Origin of the sequence: Teichococcus aestuarii, from assembly GCF_042651065.1 — a bacterium.
Classification (GTDB): domain Bacteria; phylum Pseudomonadota; class Alphaproteobacteria; order Acetobacterales; family Acetobacteraceae; genus Pseudoroseomonas; species Pseudoroseomonas aestuarii.
Map to the genome: position 1 here is coordinate 1 of NZ_JBHSCH010000096.1, position 13,459 is coordinate 13,459.

The 13,459-nt window shown below is 73.5% G+C and carries 15 protein-coding genes and 1 pseudogene; 4 read left to right on the forward strand and 12 right to left on the reverse strand.

The genetic code is table 11. The features are described 5' to 3' along the window. The first annotated feature begins 129 nt into the window (after positions 1 to 129). Complete coding sequence (locus ACFOY6_RS22420) at positions 130 to 381, forward strand: hypothetical protein (protein ID WP_379631173.1); 252 nt, start codon at positions 130 to 132, stop codon at positions 379 to 381. 75 nt (positions 382 to 456) lie between these two features. On the opposite strand, the gene ACFOY6_RS22425 is transcribed toward ACFOY6_RS22420, so the two are convergent. Then, complete coding sequence (locus tag ACFOY6_RS22425; protein ID WP_379652288.1) at positions 457 to 1,503, reverse strand: SDR family oxidoreductase; 1,047 nt, start codon at positions 1,501 to 1,503, stop codon at positions 457 to 459. Between the two features lie 106 nt (positions 1,504 to 1,609). Next, positions 1,610 to 2,026, reverse strand: a complete 417-nt coding sequence (locus ACFOY6_RS22430) for a pyridoxamine 5'-phosphate oxidase family protein (RefSeq protein WP_109519037.1) — start codon at positions 2,024 to 2,026, stop codon at positions 1,610 to 1,612. 125 nt (positions 2,027 to 2,151) lie between these two features. Here ACFOY6_RS22430 and ACFOY6_RS22435 point away from each other — a divergent pair, with 125 nt between their 5' ends. After that, positions 2,152 to 2,505: a hypothetical protein gene (locus ACFOY6_RS22435; protein WP_379631169.1), complete on the forward strand. Its 354-nt coding sequence runs from the start codon at positions 2,152 to 2,154 to the stop codon at positions 2,503 to 2,505. Between the two features lie 30 nt (positions 2,506 to 2,535). Here the strand turns inward: ACFOY6_RS22435 and purQ are convergent, their stop codons facing one another. From purQ to ACFOY6_RS22470, 7 genes are all read right to left on the reverse strand, one after another. Further along, the gene (gene purQ, locus ACFOY6_RS22440) at positions 2,536 to 3,234 is read right to left on the reverse strand and encodes a phosphoribosylformylglycinamidine synthase subunit PurQ (protein WP_379631167.1); all 699 of its coding nucleotides are present in this window, start codon (positions 3,232 to 3,234) and stop codon (positions 2,536 to 2,538) included. 49 nt (positions 3,235 to 3,283) lie between these two features. Then, positions 3,284 to 3,538, reverse strand: a complete 255-nt coding sequence (locus tag ACFOY6_RS22445) for a hypothetical protein (RefSeq protein WP_109519034.1) — start codon at positions 3,536 to 3,538, stop codon at positions 3,284 to 3,286. Between the two features lie 36 nt (positions 3,539 to 3,574). Continuing rightward, entirely contained in the window at positions 3,575 to 3,814 is a 240-nt protein-coding gene (purS, locus tag ACFOY6_RS22450) for a phosphoribosylformylglycinamidine synthase subunit PurS (protein ID WP_379635713.1), read from the reverse strand. Between the two features lie 23 nt (positions 3,815 to 3,837). Continuing rightward, positions 3,838 to 4,602 (reverse strand): phosphoribosylaminoimidazolesuccinocarboxamide synthase, encoded by a 765-nt coding sequence (gene purC / locus ACFOY6_RS22455; protein ID WP_109519032.1) that lies wholly within the window; start codon positions 4,600 to 4,602, stop codon positions 3,838 to 3,840. A 181-nt stretch (positions 4,603 to 4,783) separates the two neighbouring features. Beyond that, positions 4,784 to 5,776 (reverse strand): Bug family tripartite tricarboxylate transporter substrate binding protein, encoded by a 993-nt coding sequence (locus tag ACFOY6_RS22460; protein ID WP_379652289.1) that lies wholly within the window; start codon positions 5,774 to 5,776, stop codon positions 4,784 to 4,786. A gap of 111 nt (positions 5,777 to 5,887) precedes the next feature. Continuing rightward, positions 5,888 to 7,390: a tripartite tricarboxylate transporter permease gene (locus tag ACFOY6_RS22465; RefSeq protein ID WP_379631163.1), complete on the reverse strand. Its 1,503-nt coding sequence runs from the start codon at positions 7,388 to 7,390 to the stop codon at positions 5,888 to 5,890. A gap of 362 nt (positions 7,391 to 7,752) precedes the next feature. Then, positions 7,753 to 8,217 carry a DUF4267 domain-containing protein gene (locus ACFOY6_RS22470; RefSeq protein WP_379652290.1) on the reverse strand — a complete coding sequence of 155 codons (465 nt, stop codon included), beginning with the start codon at positions 8,215 to 8,217 and terminating at the stop codon, positions 7,753 to 7,755. Positions 8,218 to 8,407: 190 nt separating this feature from the next. Between ACFOY6_RS22470 and ACFOY6_RS22475 the strand changes: the two genes are divergently transcribed. Then, complete coding sequence (locus ACFOY6_RS22475; protein ID WP_109519028.1) at positions 8,408 to 8,866, forward strand: DUF2171 domain-containing protein; 459 nt, start codon at positions 8,408 to 8,410, stop codon at positions 8,864 to 8,866. 22 nt (positions 8,867 to 8,888) lie between these two features. Here the strand turns inward: ACFOY6_RS22475 and ACFOY6_RS22480 are convergent, their stop codons facing one another. The 3 genes from ACFOY6_RS22480 to ACFOY6_RS22490 all read right to left on the reverse strand — a co-directional run bounded on the left by ACFOY6_RS22480 (position 8,889) and on the right by ACFOY6_RS22490 (position 12,793). After that, positions 8,889 to 10,775, reverse strand: a complete 1,887-nt coding sequence (locus tag ACFOY6_RS22480; RefSeq protein ID WP_379652291.1) for an ABC-F family ATP-binding cassette domain-containing protein — start codon at positions 10,773 to 10,775, stop codon at positions 8,889 to 8,891. Between the two features lie 69 nt (positions 10,776 to 10,844). Continuing rightward, positions 10,845 to 11,867 carry a Bug family tripartite tricarboxylate transporter substrate binding protein gene (locus tag ACFOY6_RS22485; protein WP_379652292.1) on the reverse strand — a complete coding sequence of 341 codons (1,023 nt, stop codon included), beginning with the start codon at positions 11,865 to 11,867 and terminating at the stop codon, positions 10,845 to 10,847. Between the two features lie 149 nt (positions 11,868 to 12,016). Beyond that, positions 12,017 to 12,793, reverse strand: coding sequence for a class I SAM-dependent methyltransferase (locus ACFOY6_RS22490; protein ID WP_379652293.1), 777 nt, complete (start codon positions 12,791 to 12,793; stop codon positions 12,017 to 12,019). Positions 12,794 to 13,018: 225 nt separating this feature from the next. On the opposite strand from ACFOY6_RS22490, the pseudogene ACFOY6_RS22495 reads away from it, so the two are divergent. Continuing rightward, positions 13,019 to 13,459 (forward strand): annotated as a pseudogene (locus ACFOY6_RS22495) (hypothetical protein); the annotation flags it as partial.

Consider the following 13,459-nt stretch of genomic DNA (forward strand, 5'->3'; position numbering starts at 1 on the left):
CGGCGCGCTGGCCGCGCTGGCGGTGGTGGCGGCGCTGGCCGCCGGCCCGATGGCGTGGCGGATGGGCGCGGCGCCGCAACCCGCCGCCGCCGCCCCGGTTGCTTCCCGGCACCAGAAGGGAGACCGGCCATGACCAGTTCCAAGCACCCGAAGGGTCAGCACAGCGCCGAGGAGCGCGAGAAGGGGCTGATGCAGGACACGCCGCCGCCGCCCGGCGACCTGGAGCGGAACCCGGGGATCGGCGCCTCGAAGGGCACCTTCGGGCGCGGCACGGACCCGGAAGTGCTGCAGGGCGAGAACACGGATGAGGGCGACACGCTGAACGACACCACGGCGCAGGGCGGCGTGAACCCGGCGCAGCGCGGCCGCGGCAACCGCTGAGGCGCCGCCGCCACATCCGGCGGGCGTGACGGGCGGGGGAGGGCCGGGCGGCCCTCCCCTCCGGTCAGCCCCGGCTCAGGGCCAGCCGACGCCGCCGGTCTGGCCGTAGATCTGCCCGGTGATGTAGCTGGAGGTGGCCGCCGCCAGCTCGACATAGGTGGAGGCGAGCTCCACCGGCTGGCCGGGCCGGCCCATCGGCACGGTGGTGCCGAAGTTGCGCAGCCCTTCCTCCGTCTGCCCGCCGCCGACCTGCAGCGGTGTCCAGAACGGCCCCGGCGCCACGCCGTTGACGCGGATGCCCTGGCCGATCACCTGCTTCGCCAGCGCCTTCACGAAGGCCTCGTTGGCGGCCTTGGTGCATGCATAGTCCAGGATCATGGGCGAGGGGCGGTCGGCGTTCACCGAGGAGGTGACGATGATGGCGGCGCCCGGCGGCAAATGCGGCAGCGCCGCCTTGGTCAGCCAGAACATGGCGTAGACATTGGTCTTCATCGTCTGGTCGAGCTGCTCGGTGCTGATGTCGGCCAGCTTCTGCTGCGCGTGCTGGTAGGCGGCGTTGCTCACCAGGATGTCCAGCCCGCCGAGCTGCTCGCGCGCCTGCTCCACCAGCCGGGTGCAGAAGGCCTCGTCGCGCAGGTCGCCGGGGATCAGCACGGCCTTGCGGCCGGCCTCGCGGATGTGGCGGGCGACATCCTCGGCGTCCGGCTGCTCGGCCTCGAGGTAGTTGATGGCGACATCCGCCCCCTCCCGCGCATAGGCGATGGCGGCGGCGCGGCCGATGCCGGAATCGCCGCCGGTGATCAGGGCGCGGCGGCCGGCGAGACGGCCGGAGCCGCGATAGGAGGCCTCGCCGCAATCCGGCACCGGGTCCATCTTCGATTGCAGGGCGGGCCAGGGCTGGGACTGCGCCGGGAAGGGCGGCTTGGGGAAGCGGTCCTGCGGGTTGGCGAGGACGGGCGCGCCCGTGGGGGCGGGCTGGCCGGCCGGGGCGGCGCCCTCCGGCTGGCTGGCGGCCGGCGGGCCGGCGGCGGCGAGGGCGGCGGCGGGGCTGCCGGCGGCCAAGCCTCCGGCGGCGAGGCCGCGCACGAGGTCTCGGCGGGAGGCGGGGGGCGTGCTGCTCATGGGGCGGTTCCGGTCAGGAAGGGGGGAGAGGCCGAGGGGCCGCCCGCGCAGGGGCGGGGGTGGCGGCGCCGCTGGGCGCCGCCCGGATGCGCTCAGAGGGCGCGGCTCAGGGGGTCAGCTCGCCCTGCTCGGTGCCGTCCCAGTAGTGGACGCGCTCGGCATCCACCCGGATCAGCACGATGCCGGGCGTGTCGATGCCCTGCTCGAACCACTTGTCCAGCTCGGGCGTCCAGTGCTCGCGGAAGGCGGCCTTGTCGCGGATCAGCGTGGCCTTGCCCTCGACGGCGACGGCGAAGCGCTTCGGCCCCTGGAAGGAGAGGGTGACCTTCGGATTGCCCTCGATGTCGCTGACGGTGCGGGCATCGCCATAGGAGAAGTAGTGGGAGTGGCCGTCATACGCGACGTCGCCATTGTTGCTCATGGGGCGGCTGGCAATGGCGCCGCCCTCGGTGTGGGTGGCGAGCATGGCGATGTCGATCTGGCGCATGCGCTCGGAAAGCTCTGGCAGGGTCTTCTGGCCCATGAGGCGTGTCCTTGGTCAGTGGCGATGCGTGGACAACGCGGATTGGGGCGGGAAGCTGCGAAAATGTCTTGGAATGCCCAAGATGGGGGCATTGTTCCGCCATAAAGCACAAGTTAAGGTTGTGCATGGACGAGAGCTGGACAACCATCGACGGGCCCGACGACCTGCGTCTTGGCGAGGTGATGCCGGCATGGTTCGCCGGCCGCATGCTGGCCGACGAGTGGAAGTTCGGCCTGCTGCTATCCACCGGGCAGACCATGCTGATCAGCCGGATCGAGGCGGTGCACCTCTCGCCCGGCGGGCAGGTGCTGCTCGACGTGGAGATGCTGCTGGCGGCGGAGGCGGAAGGGGTGGCGGTGCCGGAGCCGGTGCTGCTGGCCCGCACCGGCCGGCCCCGCGCCACGGTGAACCTGGCGCATGTGGTGGCCGCCTTCGAGGTGGCGGGGGCGCCCGGAGAGGACGAGGACGGCGAGGATTGAGGGCGGCGGGGCGCGCCCGCCGCGCCCGGCTCAGGCGGTGGCCAGGGCCTCGGCGATGCTCTCGAACAGCGGCAGGCCGTCGGTGCCGCCCATCAGCGGGTCCACCAGATCCTCCGGATGCGGCATCATGCCGAGGATGCGGCGGTTCTCGCTGAGGATGCCGGCGATGTTGTCGCGCGCGCCGTTGCGGTTGGCCTCGGCCGTGGCCTCGCCCTGCGCGGTGGCGTAGCGGAAGGCGACGCGGTCCTCGGCCTGCAGGCGCGCCAGGGTCTCGTCATCGCAGAAGTAGTTGCCGTCGCCATGCGCCATGGGCGCGCGGAAGGTCTCGCCCTTCTGCCAGCGCGCGGTGAAGGGGCTGCGGGTGGTCTCGACGCGCAGGTGGCAGTCCATCGAGAGGAAGCGCAGCGAGGCGTTGCGCAGCAGCGCGCCCGGCAGCAGCCCGGCCTCGGTGAGGATCTGGAAGCCGTTGCAGACGCCCAGCACATGGCCGCCCTTCTGCGCGAAGTCCCGCACCGCCGGCATGATGGGCGAGCGCGCCGCCATGGCGCCGCAGCGCAGGTAGTCGCCATGGGAGAAGCCGCCGGGCAGCACCACTAGGTCGGTGCCGGCGGGCAGGCTGGTCTCCTGGTGGAACAGGATGGCGGGCTTGCGCCCCGTGGCCTTGTGCAGCGCGATGGCCATGTCGCGTTCGCGGTTGGTGCCGGGGAAGAGGAGGATGACGGCGTTCATGGCGTGACGGCCTCGGCGCGCGAAGGTGGGAGAAGGGCGCGGGCGCGGCTCATTGCAGCCAGACCCGGATCCAGTGCAGGCCGCCCATCAGCAGGATGGTGGCGACGGAGGCGATGGCGGCGGCGGTGATCCAGAGATCGAGCCGGGCCTTGCCGCGGGCGAGCAGGCCGGGGCGGCGGGCGCGGGCGCGACTCTCGGCGCGGCCCTCGGCACGGACCGGGTTGAGCCGGTCCTGCCGCCAGCGCAGCCCCATGCCGATCAGCACGGTGAGCAGGGCCATCAGGAAGAGGGAGGCCTTGACCATCCGTGCCTTACTCCGGCCGCCGGGCGGGGCCGGCCCTCAGGCCAGCTCCACCTTGAAGCTCTCGATGACGGTGTTGGCCAGCAGCTTGCGGGCCATCTCCTCGGCCTGAGCCTTCGCGGCGGCGGGGTCGCTGCCCGCCAGCTCCAGCTCGATCACCTTGCCGGTGCGGACCTCGCCCACGCCCTCGAAGCCCAGCGTGCCGAGCGCGTGCCCGATGGCCTTGCCCTGCGGGTCCAGCACGCCGTTCTTGGGCATGACGGTGACGATCAGCTTCATGGTCTGCTCCGCTGCGGAGGGGGTCACTGCATCACCTCAGGGCCCTTGAGGTCGCGCAGCCCGGCCTCGGGCAGGATGCCGAGGCGGCGCGCCACCTCCTGGTAGCCTTCCTCGACCTTGCCCAGGTCGCGGCGGAAGCGGTCCTTGTCCATCTTCTCGCCGGTGTTGGCGTCCCACAGGCGGCAATTGTCCGGGCTGATCTCGTCAGCCAGGACGATGCGCATCTCGTCATTCTCGTAGAGCCGGCCGAACTCCAGCTTGAAGTCCACCAGCACGATGCCGACGCCGAGGAACAGGCCGCAGAGGAAGTCGTTCACCCGCAGCGTCAGCGCCACGATGTCGTCGAGATCCTGGGTGGAGGCCCAGCCGAAGCAGGTGATGTGCTCCTCGGAGACCATCGGGTCCTGCAGCCCGTCGTTCTTGTAGTAGTACTCGACGATGGAGCGCGGCAGGCGGGTGCCTTCCTGGAGGCCGAGGCGCTTGGCCAGGCTGCCGGCGGCGACGTTGCGCACCACCACCTCGAGCGGGATGATCTCCACCTCGCGGATCAGCTGCTCGCGCATGTTCAGGCGGCGGATGAAGTGCGTCGGCACGCCGATCTCGGCCAGCCGCGTCATCAGGTATTCGCTGATGCGGTTGTTCAGCACGCCCTTGCCGGTGATGACGCCCTTCTTGGCGCCGTTGCCGGCCGTCGCGTCATCCTTGAAGTACTGCACCAGGGTGCCGGGCTCCGGCCCCTCGAACAGGACCTTCGCCTTGCCTTCATAGAGCTGCCGGCGTCGCGCCATGATCCAGAATCCCTCTCGCCGCCGAAGCGGGGGCCGGCGGTTTCTGCGGCTGGCCGTATAGCAGGGGGTGGCGCGGATCGCCACCGCCCATGGCCGCATTGCGCGCATGACGGCAAAGGGAGGCTGGAGCGGGGCGGGGCGCGCCCCCGGCTGCGCCCCTGGCTTCCGTCCCTGGGGCGCCTCAGCCCTCCATCGTCACGCCGGTGAGCTTCACCATCTCCGCCCAGCGGGCGATCTCCTGGCGCTGGAACGCGCCGAAGGGGGCGGGCAGCAGCGGGTCGAGCGTGAAGCCGGCGGCCATCAGCCGCGCCTCCACCTCCGCCTCGCCCAGCGCGTCCAGCATGGCGCGGGCGATGCGCTGGATGGCGGCGTCCGGCGTGCCGGCGGGCGCGAACAGGCCGAACCAGGCATCCACCGCCAGGTAGGGCGCGCCGGCCTCGGCCGCCGTCGGCACGTCGGGGAAGTCCGCCAGCCGGGCGGGGGCGCCGATCTCCAGCGCGCGCAGCCGCCCGTCCCGCACCAGCCCGGCGACGGAGGGGAAGGTGGCGATGTAGAAATCGACGATGCCGGCCACCGTGTCGGTCGCGGCCGGCGCGGCGCCGCGGTAGGGCACGTGGGTGGCGTCCAGCTTCTCCCGCCGCACCAGAGTCTCGGCGATGACATGGCTGGCCGAGCCGGCCTGCGAGGAGGCGTAGGTCAGCCGCCCCTGCTTCCCGCGCGCGATCAGCGCGGCGAGGCTGGCGGAGGGGGAGTTGGCCGGCACCACCAGCGCGTGGTGCACGGTGGCCAGCTTGGCCACGGGGGCGAAGCTCTCGGACACATGGTAGGGCAGGCGGGCCATCATCGCCTGGTTGCTGGCATGGGTCTGGTTGTGGCCGAGCACGATGGTGTCGCCATCCGGCGCGCTGCGCGCCGCCGCCTCGGTGCCGATGATGCCGCCGGCGCCGGCGCGGTTGTCCACCACCACGGGGCGGCCGAGCGCCGGCTGGGCGCGCTCGGCCAGGGCACGGGCCAGGATGTCGGTGGGGCCGCCGGGCGGGGCGGGGACGATGATGCGCAGCGGCGTGGCGGCCTGGGCGCGGGCCAGCCCCGGCCGGGCGAGGCCGGTGCCGACGAGGCCGGTGGCGGCGAGGCCCGAGTGCAGCCCCGAAAGCAGCAAGGTGCGGCGTTGCATGGCGGCGGTTCCCTCTCCCATGGGGCTTTGGCGTTGTCCGCTCAATCCCATGGCCGGGCGCCGCCGCCAAGGGGCGCCGCGCCGGAGGCGCGCCCCGGCCCGGCGCCCCGTTCAGGCGGCTTCCTCGGCCAGCGCCTGGTCCTTCTTGCGGCGGATGGAGGGCGAGATCATCAGCGCCAGCGCGATGGCGGCCACGGCCAGCAGCGAGGCGCTGATCGGCCGCTCGACGAAGGTCATCCAGTCCCCGCGCGAGAGCAGCATGGCGCGGCGGAGATGCTCCTCCATCATCGGGCCCAGCACGAAGCCCAGCAGCAGCGGCGCCGTCTCGCAGCCCAGCCGCGTCAGCACGTAGCCCAGCCCCGAGGCGGCGATCATCACGTAGATGTCGAACACGCTGTTGTTCAGGCTGTAGGCGCCGATGCAGCAGAACACCAGGATCGACGGGTACATGAACTTGTAGGGCACCCGCAGCAGCTGCACCCACAGCCCGACCATGGGCAGGTTGATGATGAGCAGCATCAGGTTGCCCACCCACATCGAGGCGATGAGGCCCCAGAACAGCTCCGGCTGCGCCTCGATCATGCGCGGCCCGGGCTGGATGCCCTGGATGATCAGCGCGCCCACCATCAGCGCCATCACCGAGTTCGACGGGATGCCGAGGGTGAGGAGCGGGATGAAGGCGCTCTGCGCGCCGGCGTTGTTGGCGCTCTCCGGCCCCGCCAGCCCCTCGATGGCGCCCTTGCCGAAGCGCTCCGGCCGGCGGGTGATCTTGCGCTCCAGCATGTAGGAGCCGAAGGAGGAGATGGAGGCGCCGCCGCCGGGCAGGATGCCGAGGATGGTGCCGAGCAGCGTGCCGCGCACGCTGGCGGGCGCGGCGTAGCGCCACTCCTCCTTCGTCAGCCACAGCCGGCCGCGCTTGGCCACCGTGCCCTCGCGGTTCTCCGGGTTGATCAGGTTCAGGATGATCTCGGAGACGCCGAACAGCCCCATGGCCAGCGCCACGAAGTTGATGCCGTCCGCCAGCTCCGGCACGCCGAAGGTGAAGCGCTGCTGGCCGGTCTGGATGTCGGTGCCGACGAGGCCGAGCATGACGCCCAGCACCACCATGGCCACCGCCTTGAAGACGCTGCCCTGCGCCAGCACGCAGGAGACGACGAGGCCGAGCGCCATCAGCGCGAAGTATTCCGGCGGCCCGAAGGAGAGCGCCACCGAGGTGAGCGCCGGCCCCGCCGCCGCCACCACGGCGGTGGAGACGGTGCCGGCGAAGAAGGAGCCGATCGCCGCCGCCGCCAGCGCGGCGCCGGCGCGGCCCTGCTTGGCCATCTGGTGGCCCTCGATGGCGGTGACGACGCCCGAGATCTCGCCCGGCAGGTTGAGCAGGATGGCCGTGGTGGAGCCGCCATACTGCGCGCCGTAGTAGATGCCGGCGAGCATGATGATGGCCGTCACCGGCTCCTGCCCGAAGGTCAGCGGCAGCAGCAGGGAGATGGTGGCGGTGGGGCCGAGCCCCGGCAGCACGCCGATGGCGGTGCCGATGAGCGCGCCGAGGAAGGCGAAGAACAGGTTCTGGAAGGACAGCGCGACATCGAAGCCGAGCGCCAGATTCTCCAGCATGGACAGTCATTCCCGGTGGGCGGCGCGCAGGCGGCCACGCGCCCGCCAGGGCCCGGCACGTGAAGCCGGGACGCAGGGCGGGGCGGCCGCGCGGTCGCTGCGGTGAGGTCGAGGGGAGGCAGGGGTGGGCGCGGCGCCGGGTTCAGGCGCGCGCGGTGTCACGCGGGTTGTCGGGCACCCTCGGAGGAACGGCCGGTGCCGCGCAGGGTCCAGCGGCGCACGGGCGCGCGCCCGCGCGCCCTGACGGCGCTGCGGAAGGCGTGCTGTGCCTCAGCCATGCGGGCCTGCGCGGAGGTGGGCGGGCATGTCCCGGCGACGTTTCCCTGCGGTTCTCGTTCTCGGCGGCCACCATAGGCAAGGCTTCACCGCCGGGTGAACCGCCTTTCATGTGAAGAATTCTCCACCTTTTCCGGGCCGGGAGGCCGCCCTCGCGGCCGGCGCAGCAGCCAGCCCCCCAGCCCGGCGGTGGCGAGGGCGCTGGCCGCGTGCGGCAGCAGCCACGGCGTGGCGCCGCCATGCCAGAGGAACACCATCAGCATGTCGCCCAGGGGGATGACCACCGTGGCGGCCAGCACCACCCCCAGCCCCCGCCGGCTGCCCAGCCACCACAGCCCGGCGAGGTAGAGGCCGAGCGCCAGGTCGCGCAGCGCCACGGTGCGCACCCAGGCCAGCGCCTCGGCGCCCGGGGCGGGGAGGCCGAACAGCGCCGCCCCCACGCCGGGCGCGGCCAGGAACAGCGCCCCCAGCAGCAGGAACACGCCCGCCAGGGCCAGCACCAGGGCGGCCTCCGCGCGGTGAAGCCGGTCGGGGCCGGGAGGCGGGGTCATGCGCTGCTCCGTGGAAAAGGGCTGTGAAAGAGGGGCGGTGGCGGGGGCCCTTGCCGGAACCGGCGCGGGGGGGCGCCGTTTCCTTCCTGATCCGCGGCCCGGCGCAGACCCGCCTGCGCGAGAGTGTGCTGCACGGGCGGGACCTTCGATCCGAAGCGCCGCCATGGCCGCGGCAACAGGGAGAATCCGGATGGTCAACGCAGCGAAGATCGAGCAGGGCGAGGTGCAGGACCACATGCCCGTGGTGGGCAGCGACGGCCAGGCCTTCGGCGTGGTGGACCGGGTGGAAGGCGACTACATCAAGCTCGCCCGCAACGACCCCACGGCGGGCGGGCGGCACCGCTACCTGCCGCGCAGCACGGTGGCCGGGCTGGAGGGCGGCGTCGTGCGGCTCTCCATGCCCGCCGCGCAGGCGGCCGATGCCTGCGTGGACGAGGCGGAGATGGCGCAGCGCCTGTCGCTCGACCCCGACGCCGCGGCGCAGCTCGGCCGGCCCACCGACGACGCGCCGCATGGCAGCCGCGGCCACGCCCATGGCGGGCCGAAGGGCCAGAGCCCCGGCGACATCGAGCGCCGGCGGCCGGGGGCGACCGACGCCGCGCCGGAGCGGACCACCCACAACACCATCGAGAACCAGCGCGGCCGGTAGGGCGGCGGGGCGGAGGTCGCCTTCAGGCGGCCTCCAGCTTCTCCTGCAGTTCGAGCCACTCCTCCTCCAGCGCCGCCACCTGCTTGGCGATGGCGCCCTGGCGCTGGGTGGCCCAGGCGATGTCCTCCGCCTTGAAGCGGGCATAGGTGTCCGGGTCGCCGAGCTTGCGCTCCAGCAGCGCGGCCTCCTTCTGGAGCTTCGCCATCTCGGCCTCCACCTTCGCCACGCGCTGGCGCAGGGGGGCGAGGGCCTGGCGGTTCTCGGCCCGCTCGCGCCGCTCGTCGCGCCGGGTGGCGCCGGCATCGGCGGCGCCCCCGCCGGCGGCGGCGCGGGCGGCGCGGGCGCGCTCGGCCAGGTGGGCGCGGTAATCGTCGAGGTCGCCCTCGAAGGGCGTCACCTTGCCATCGGCCACCAGCCAGAGGCGGTCGGCCGCCAGCGTCACCATGTCCGGGTCGTGGGTGATCAGCACCACGGCGCCGCCGAAGCCGGCCAGCGCCTTCACCAGCGCGTCGCGCGCGTCGATGTCGAGGTGGTTGGTCGGCTCGTCGAGGATCAGCAGGTGGGGGGCGTCGCGCGTGCACAGCGCCAGCAGCAGCCGCGCCTTCTCGCCGCCGGAGAGGGCGCCGATCTTGGTCGTGGCGCGCTCCTCGTCCAGCCCGAAGCGGGCGAGCTGGCCGCGGCACTGCGTCTCGGTGGCCTTCGGCCCCAGCGCCTCCTGCATGTGGGAGAGGGGGGTGCCGGCGAGGTCCAGCTCCTCCGCCTGGTGCTGCGCGAAGTAGCCGACCTTCAGGCGCCGGTCGCGCTGCACCTCGCCCGCGAGCGGCGCGAGGCGCCCGGCCAGCAGCTTGGCGAGCGTGGACTTGCCGTTGCCGTTGGCGCCGAGGAGGGCCACGCGGTCCTCCTGGTCCAGCCGCAGGTTCAGCTCGCGCAGGATCGGCCGCCCGTCATAGCCAATGGCAACGCGGGAGAGGCCGAGGATCGGCGGCGCCAGCTCGGAAGGCTCGGGGAAGGCGAAGCGGGTGGGGGCGTCCTCCACCACCGTCTCGATCTCGGGCAGTTTTTCGAGCGCCTTCAGGCGGGACTGCGCCTGCCGGGCCTTGGTGGCCTTGGCGCGGAAGCGGTCCACGAAGGACTGCATGTGCGCGCGCTGCGCCGCCACCTTCTCGGCCTGGGCCGCGAGCTGCGCGGCGCGCTCGGTGCGGATGCGCACGAAGTTGTCGAAGCCGCCCGGGTAGAGGGTGATCTTCTGCCGGTCGAGATGGGCGATGGAATCGACGCAGCGCTGCAGCAGCCCGCGGTCGTGGCTGACGACGATGGCGGCGCCGGGGAAGCGCGCCAGCCACCCCTCCAGCCAGATGGTGGCCTCGAGGTCGAGGTGGTTGGTCGGCTCGTCGAGCAGCAGGATGTCGGGTTCCAGGAACAGCGCCTGGGCCAGCGCCACGCGCATCCGCCAGCCGCCCGAGAACTCGCCCACGGGGCGCGCCTGCGCCGCCGCGTCGAAGCCGAGGCCGGAGAGCACGATGGCGGCGCGGGAGGGGGCGCTGTCGGCGCGGATGGCGATCAGCCGCTCGTGGATCTCGGCCAGCCGCGCGCCATCGCTCTCCGTCTCCAGCGCGGCGAGCAGGGCGGCGCGCTCGGTGTCGGCGGCGAGCACCGTCTCCAGCAGGTCCTGGCTGCCGCCCGGCGCCTCCTGCGCCACATGCGTCATGCGGGCGCGGGCGGAGAGGCGGATCTCGCCGCCATCGGGCTGCAACTGGCCGGTGATGGCGCGCAGCAGCGTGGACTTGCCCGCGCCGTTGCGCCCCACCAGCCCGACCTTGCGGCCGGGGTCCACCATCAGCTCGGCATTCTCCAGCAGCGGGCGGCCGGCGATGCGGATGGTCAGGTCACGAATGGCGAGGACGGTCATGGCCGGGGTTTAGAGCATCCGGGGCCATGGGCGGAAGCGGCGTGTGGCGCCGCCGCCCGCCCCGCCGCCCTACTGCTCCAGCTTCACCCCCGTGCGCTGCACCACGTCCTTGAACTTGGCGACCTCGCGCTCCAGGAAGGCGCGGGCGTCGGCCGGGCTGTTGGCCTGGCGCCAGGGGGCCACGCCGGTCTCGATCAGCCGGTTGCGGAAGGCCTCCTCGCCCAGCGCCGCGTTGATCGCCTTGTTCAGCCGCGCCACCACGGCAGGCGGCATGTCCGGCGGGCCGAGGATGACGTTCCAGGTCTGCAGGTCGAAGCCGGGCAGGCCGCTCTCGGCCAGGGTCGGGATCTCGGGGAAGGTGGGGAAGCGCTCGGGTGCGGTCAGCGCCATCGGGCGCACCAGCCCGCCGCGGATCTGCCCGGCCGCCGAGGCCAGCACCGCCACCCCCCACTGCCCCTGGCCCTGGTGGATGGCCTGCACCTGCTGCCCGCCGCTGCGGTAGGGCACGTGCACGAAGCGCGCGCCGAGCGTCAGCGCCAGCATCTCCGAGGCCAGGTGGTTGGGCGTCGCCACGCCGGAGGAGGCGTAGGTGATGCTCTCGGGCGGCGCCTCGCGCAGGGCGGCGAGCAGCGACTTCGCGTCGCGCGGCGGGAAGTCCGGGCTGGCGATGATCACCAGCGGCCCGGTGCCGAGCACGGCGAGCTGGGTGTAGTCCTTCACCGGGTCGTAGCGCGTGCCGCCCACCAGGGCGGAGGGGGCGATGCCGTGCGAGCCGGATTCGACCAGCATGATGGTGTGGCCATCCGCCGGCTGGCGGCGCAGCCACTCGCTGGCGACGACGCCGGCGGCGCCGGGGCGGGTCTCCACCACCACCCGCGCCGGCTCGCCGCCGGGGCCGGCCAGGTGCACGCCGAGCCGCTCGGCCAGCAGCCGGGCGGCGATGTCGGTGGAGCCGCCGGGGGCGTAGCCGGTGGCCAGGCTGATGGCGCGGTCGGGGAAGGGGCGGTCGGCGGTCTGGGCGGAGAGGCGGGACAGCGGCGCGGACAGGGCACACAGGCCCAGCAGCGCCGCCAGCAGGGGGCGTCGCGTCATTCTTGATTGTTCTCCCATCTGCGGGGCGGCTGCATCGGCGCGCCCCTGCGTTGCAGAGAGGCAGCATAGACACCGGCCGGCGGGGCTGGCCACAGCCTCATCCGGAAATCGGCCGGGCGGGGCCGCCGCCGCCGCCCGGCCGCGGGGCATCAGCCGGACTGTCCCGTCACCGGCCGGTTCTGCAGCGCCACCACGTCATGGTGGCCGTCCCAGGCGCGCTCGCTGAAGAGGACGACCCTGGCGCCCGCGACCCGCTCGGCCGCCGCGGCCATCCAGGCGGGCGAGCACAGCGAGATGCCGTACCCCTCCTGGCCGGGATAGTCCGCATAGCCGAAGCCGCGCGCCGCGTAGTCCCGCTCGATGTCGGCCCAGCGCCCGGCGCCCACGCCGTAATGGTCGAATTGCGCCGCCCGGTGTTGCACGAAGCGGCCATGCAGGCTGACCACGAGGAGGCCGAGCGGATTGAGCCAGGAGAACAGCTTCCGCATCAGGCGGAGCGAGTTCTCCTCGGACAGGTGCGTGATGACCGACCCGACCCAGATGAGGTCGTAGGTCTCTGGCGCGGACAGCCGGTCGATGTCGATGCCGGAGAGCCAGGAGCGGGTGCCGAAGGCGGCCTGGCAGAAGGCGATGTCCCGGGGGCGGATATCCGTGGTGGCGATGGCGGCCTGCGGATGGCCCGCCCGCAGCCAGCGCGTCACCCGCCCGGCGCCCGCGCCGAAATCCAGCATGGACCGCGGCCGGACGCCCGACAGGTCCAGGGCGGCGGAGATGACGTTGTAGGCCGATGCCCCGCAGCTCAGGTAGTGCTCGGCATTGCCGTGGAACATGCCATCCTCCGGCGAGAGCTCCCGCGAGACCTGGCCCAGCAACAGGGCGGCGGGGTTGCGGAGATGGAGGGTGTCGACCGCGGGCAGTTCAGGCATCGGGCGTTCCATGCAGGGGAATGGCCCTAGCTAGGCCCGGAACGTTACGGCCGTAAAGCCATCCGTCCGGCTGCCCCGCGCGAGCGTTGCGGCTGCGGCTCGTCCCGGCATCGGGCGTTCCGGGCGGGGGCGATCTGCTCTAGGGTCGGGTGCCCCGCGCCATGGCCCGGCGCGGCAGACAGGATCGCCTTTGCCCTTGCCGCCTTTCCCGCCCCCGAGCCACGCATGAGCACGAGCCTGACAGGCGTCACCGCCCCGCCCTCCGGCGGGCGGCCCGGGCGGCCGCGCCTGCGGCTGGGGCCGGGGCTGGCGGCCTCGCTGCTGCTGCACGCCGCGCTGGCCACCTGGCTGCTGTGGTCGCACACGCCGGAGCCGCTGCCCCGCCCCGCCGAGGGGGAGGGGGTGCCGGTGGTGTTCGAATCGGCGGCGGGCGAGGCCGGGCCGGCCCTGCCGCAGCCGCAGGCGCCGGTGGGCGCGCCGGAGGTGCCGGGCGGCGCCCCGGCCCCGCTGGAGCCGCCCGACGTCTCGGCCCCGCCCGGCCCCAGCCAGCCGCCGCCTCCGCCCCCGCCGCAGGCCGCGCCGGTGCCCCCCGCACCGCCCCTGACCGCGCGGCCCTTGGCCGTGCCGCCGCAGCCCGAGACACCGCTGGCCGCGCCGCCCTTGGCC

Bases quoted from the DNA above. Each gene is read 5' to 3' on its own strand.
- ACFOY6_RS22420 (WP_379631173.1), top strand. From the start codon at position 130: ATGACCAGTTCCAAGCACCCGAAGGGTCAGCACAGCGCCGAGGAGCGC.
- ACFOY6_RS22425 (WP_379652288.1), bottom strand. From the start codon at position 1,503: ATGAGCAGCACGCCCCCCGCCTCCCGCCGAGACCTCGTGCGCGGCCTC.
- ACFOY6_RS22430 (WP_109519037.1), bottom strand. From the start codon at position 2,026: ATGGGCCAGAAGACCCTGCCAGAGCTTTCCGAGCGCATGCGCCAGATC.
- ACFOY6_RS22435 (WP_379631169.1), top strand. From the start codon at position 2,152: ATGGACGAGAGCTGGACAACCATCGACGGGCCCGACGACCTGCGTCTT.
- purQ (WP_379631167.1), bottom strand. From the start codon at position 3,234: ATGAACGCCGTCATCCTCCTCTTCCCCGGCACCAACCGCGAACGCGAC.
- ACFOY6_RS22445 (WP_109519034.1), bottom strand. From the start codon at position 3,538: ATGGTCAAGGCCTCCCTCTTCCTGATGGCCCTGCTCACCGTGCTGATC.
- purS (WP_379635713.1), bottom strand. From the start codon at position 3,814: ATGAAGCTGATCGTCACCGTCATGCCCAAGAACGGCGTGCTGGACCCG.
- purC (WP_109519032.1), bottom strand. From the start codon at position 4,602: ATGGCGCGACGCCGGCAGCTCTATGAAGGCAAGGCGAAGGTCCTGTTC.
- ACFOY6_RS22460 (WP_379652289.1), bottom strand. From the start codon at position 5,776: ATGCAACGCCGCACCTTGCTGCTTTCGGGGCTGCACTCGGGCCTCGCC.
- ACFOY6_RS22465 (WP_379631163.1), bottom strand. From the start codon at position 7,390: ATGCTGGAGAATCTGGCGCTCGGCTTCGATGTCGCGCTGTCCTTCCAG.
- ACFOY6_RS22470 (WP_379652290.1), bottom strand. From the start codon at position 8,217: ATGACCCCGCCTCCCGGCCCCGACCGGCTTCACCGCGCGGAGGCCGCC.
- ACFOY6_RS22475 (WP_109519028.1), top strand. From the start codon at position 8,408: ATGGTCAACGCAGCGAAGATCGAGCAGGGCGAGGTGCAGGACCACATG.
- ACFOY6_RS22480 (WP_379652291.1), bottom strand. From the start codon at position 10,775: ATGACCGTCCTCGCCATTCGTGACCTGACCATCCGCATCGCCGGCCGC.
- ACFOY6_RS22485 (WP_379652292.1), bottom strand. From the start codon at position 11,867: ATGACGCGACGCCCCCTGCTGGCGGCGCTGCTGGGCCTGTGTGCCCTG.
- ACFOY6_RS22490 (WP_379652293.1), bottom strand. From the start codon at position 12,793: ATGCCTGAACTGCCCGCGGTCGACACCCTCCATCTCCGCAACCCCGCC.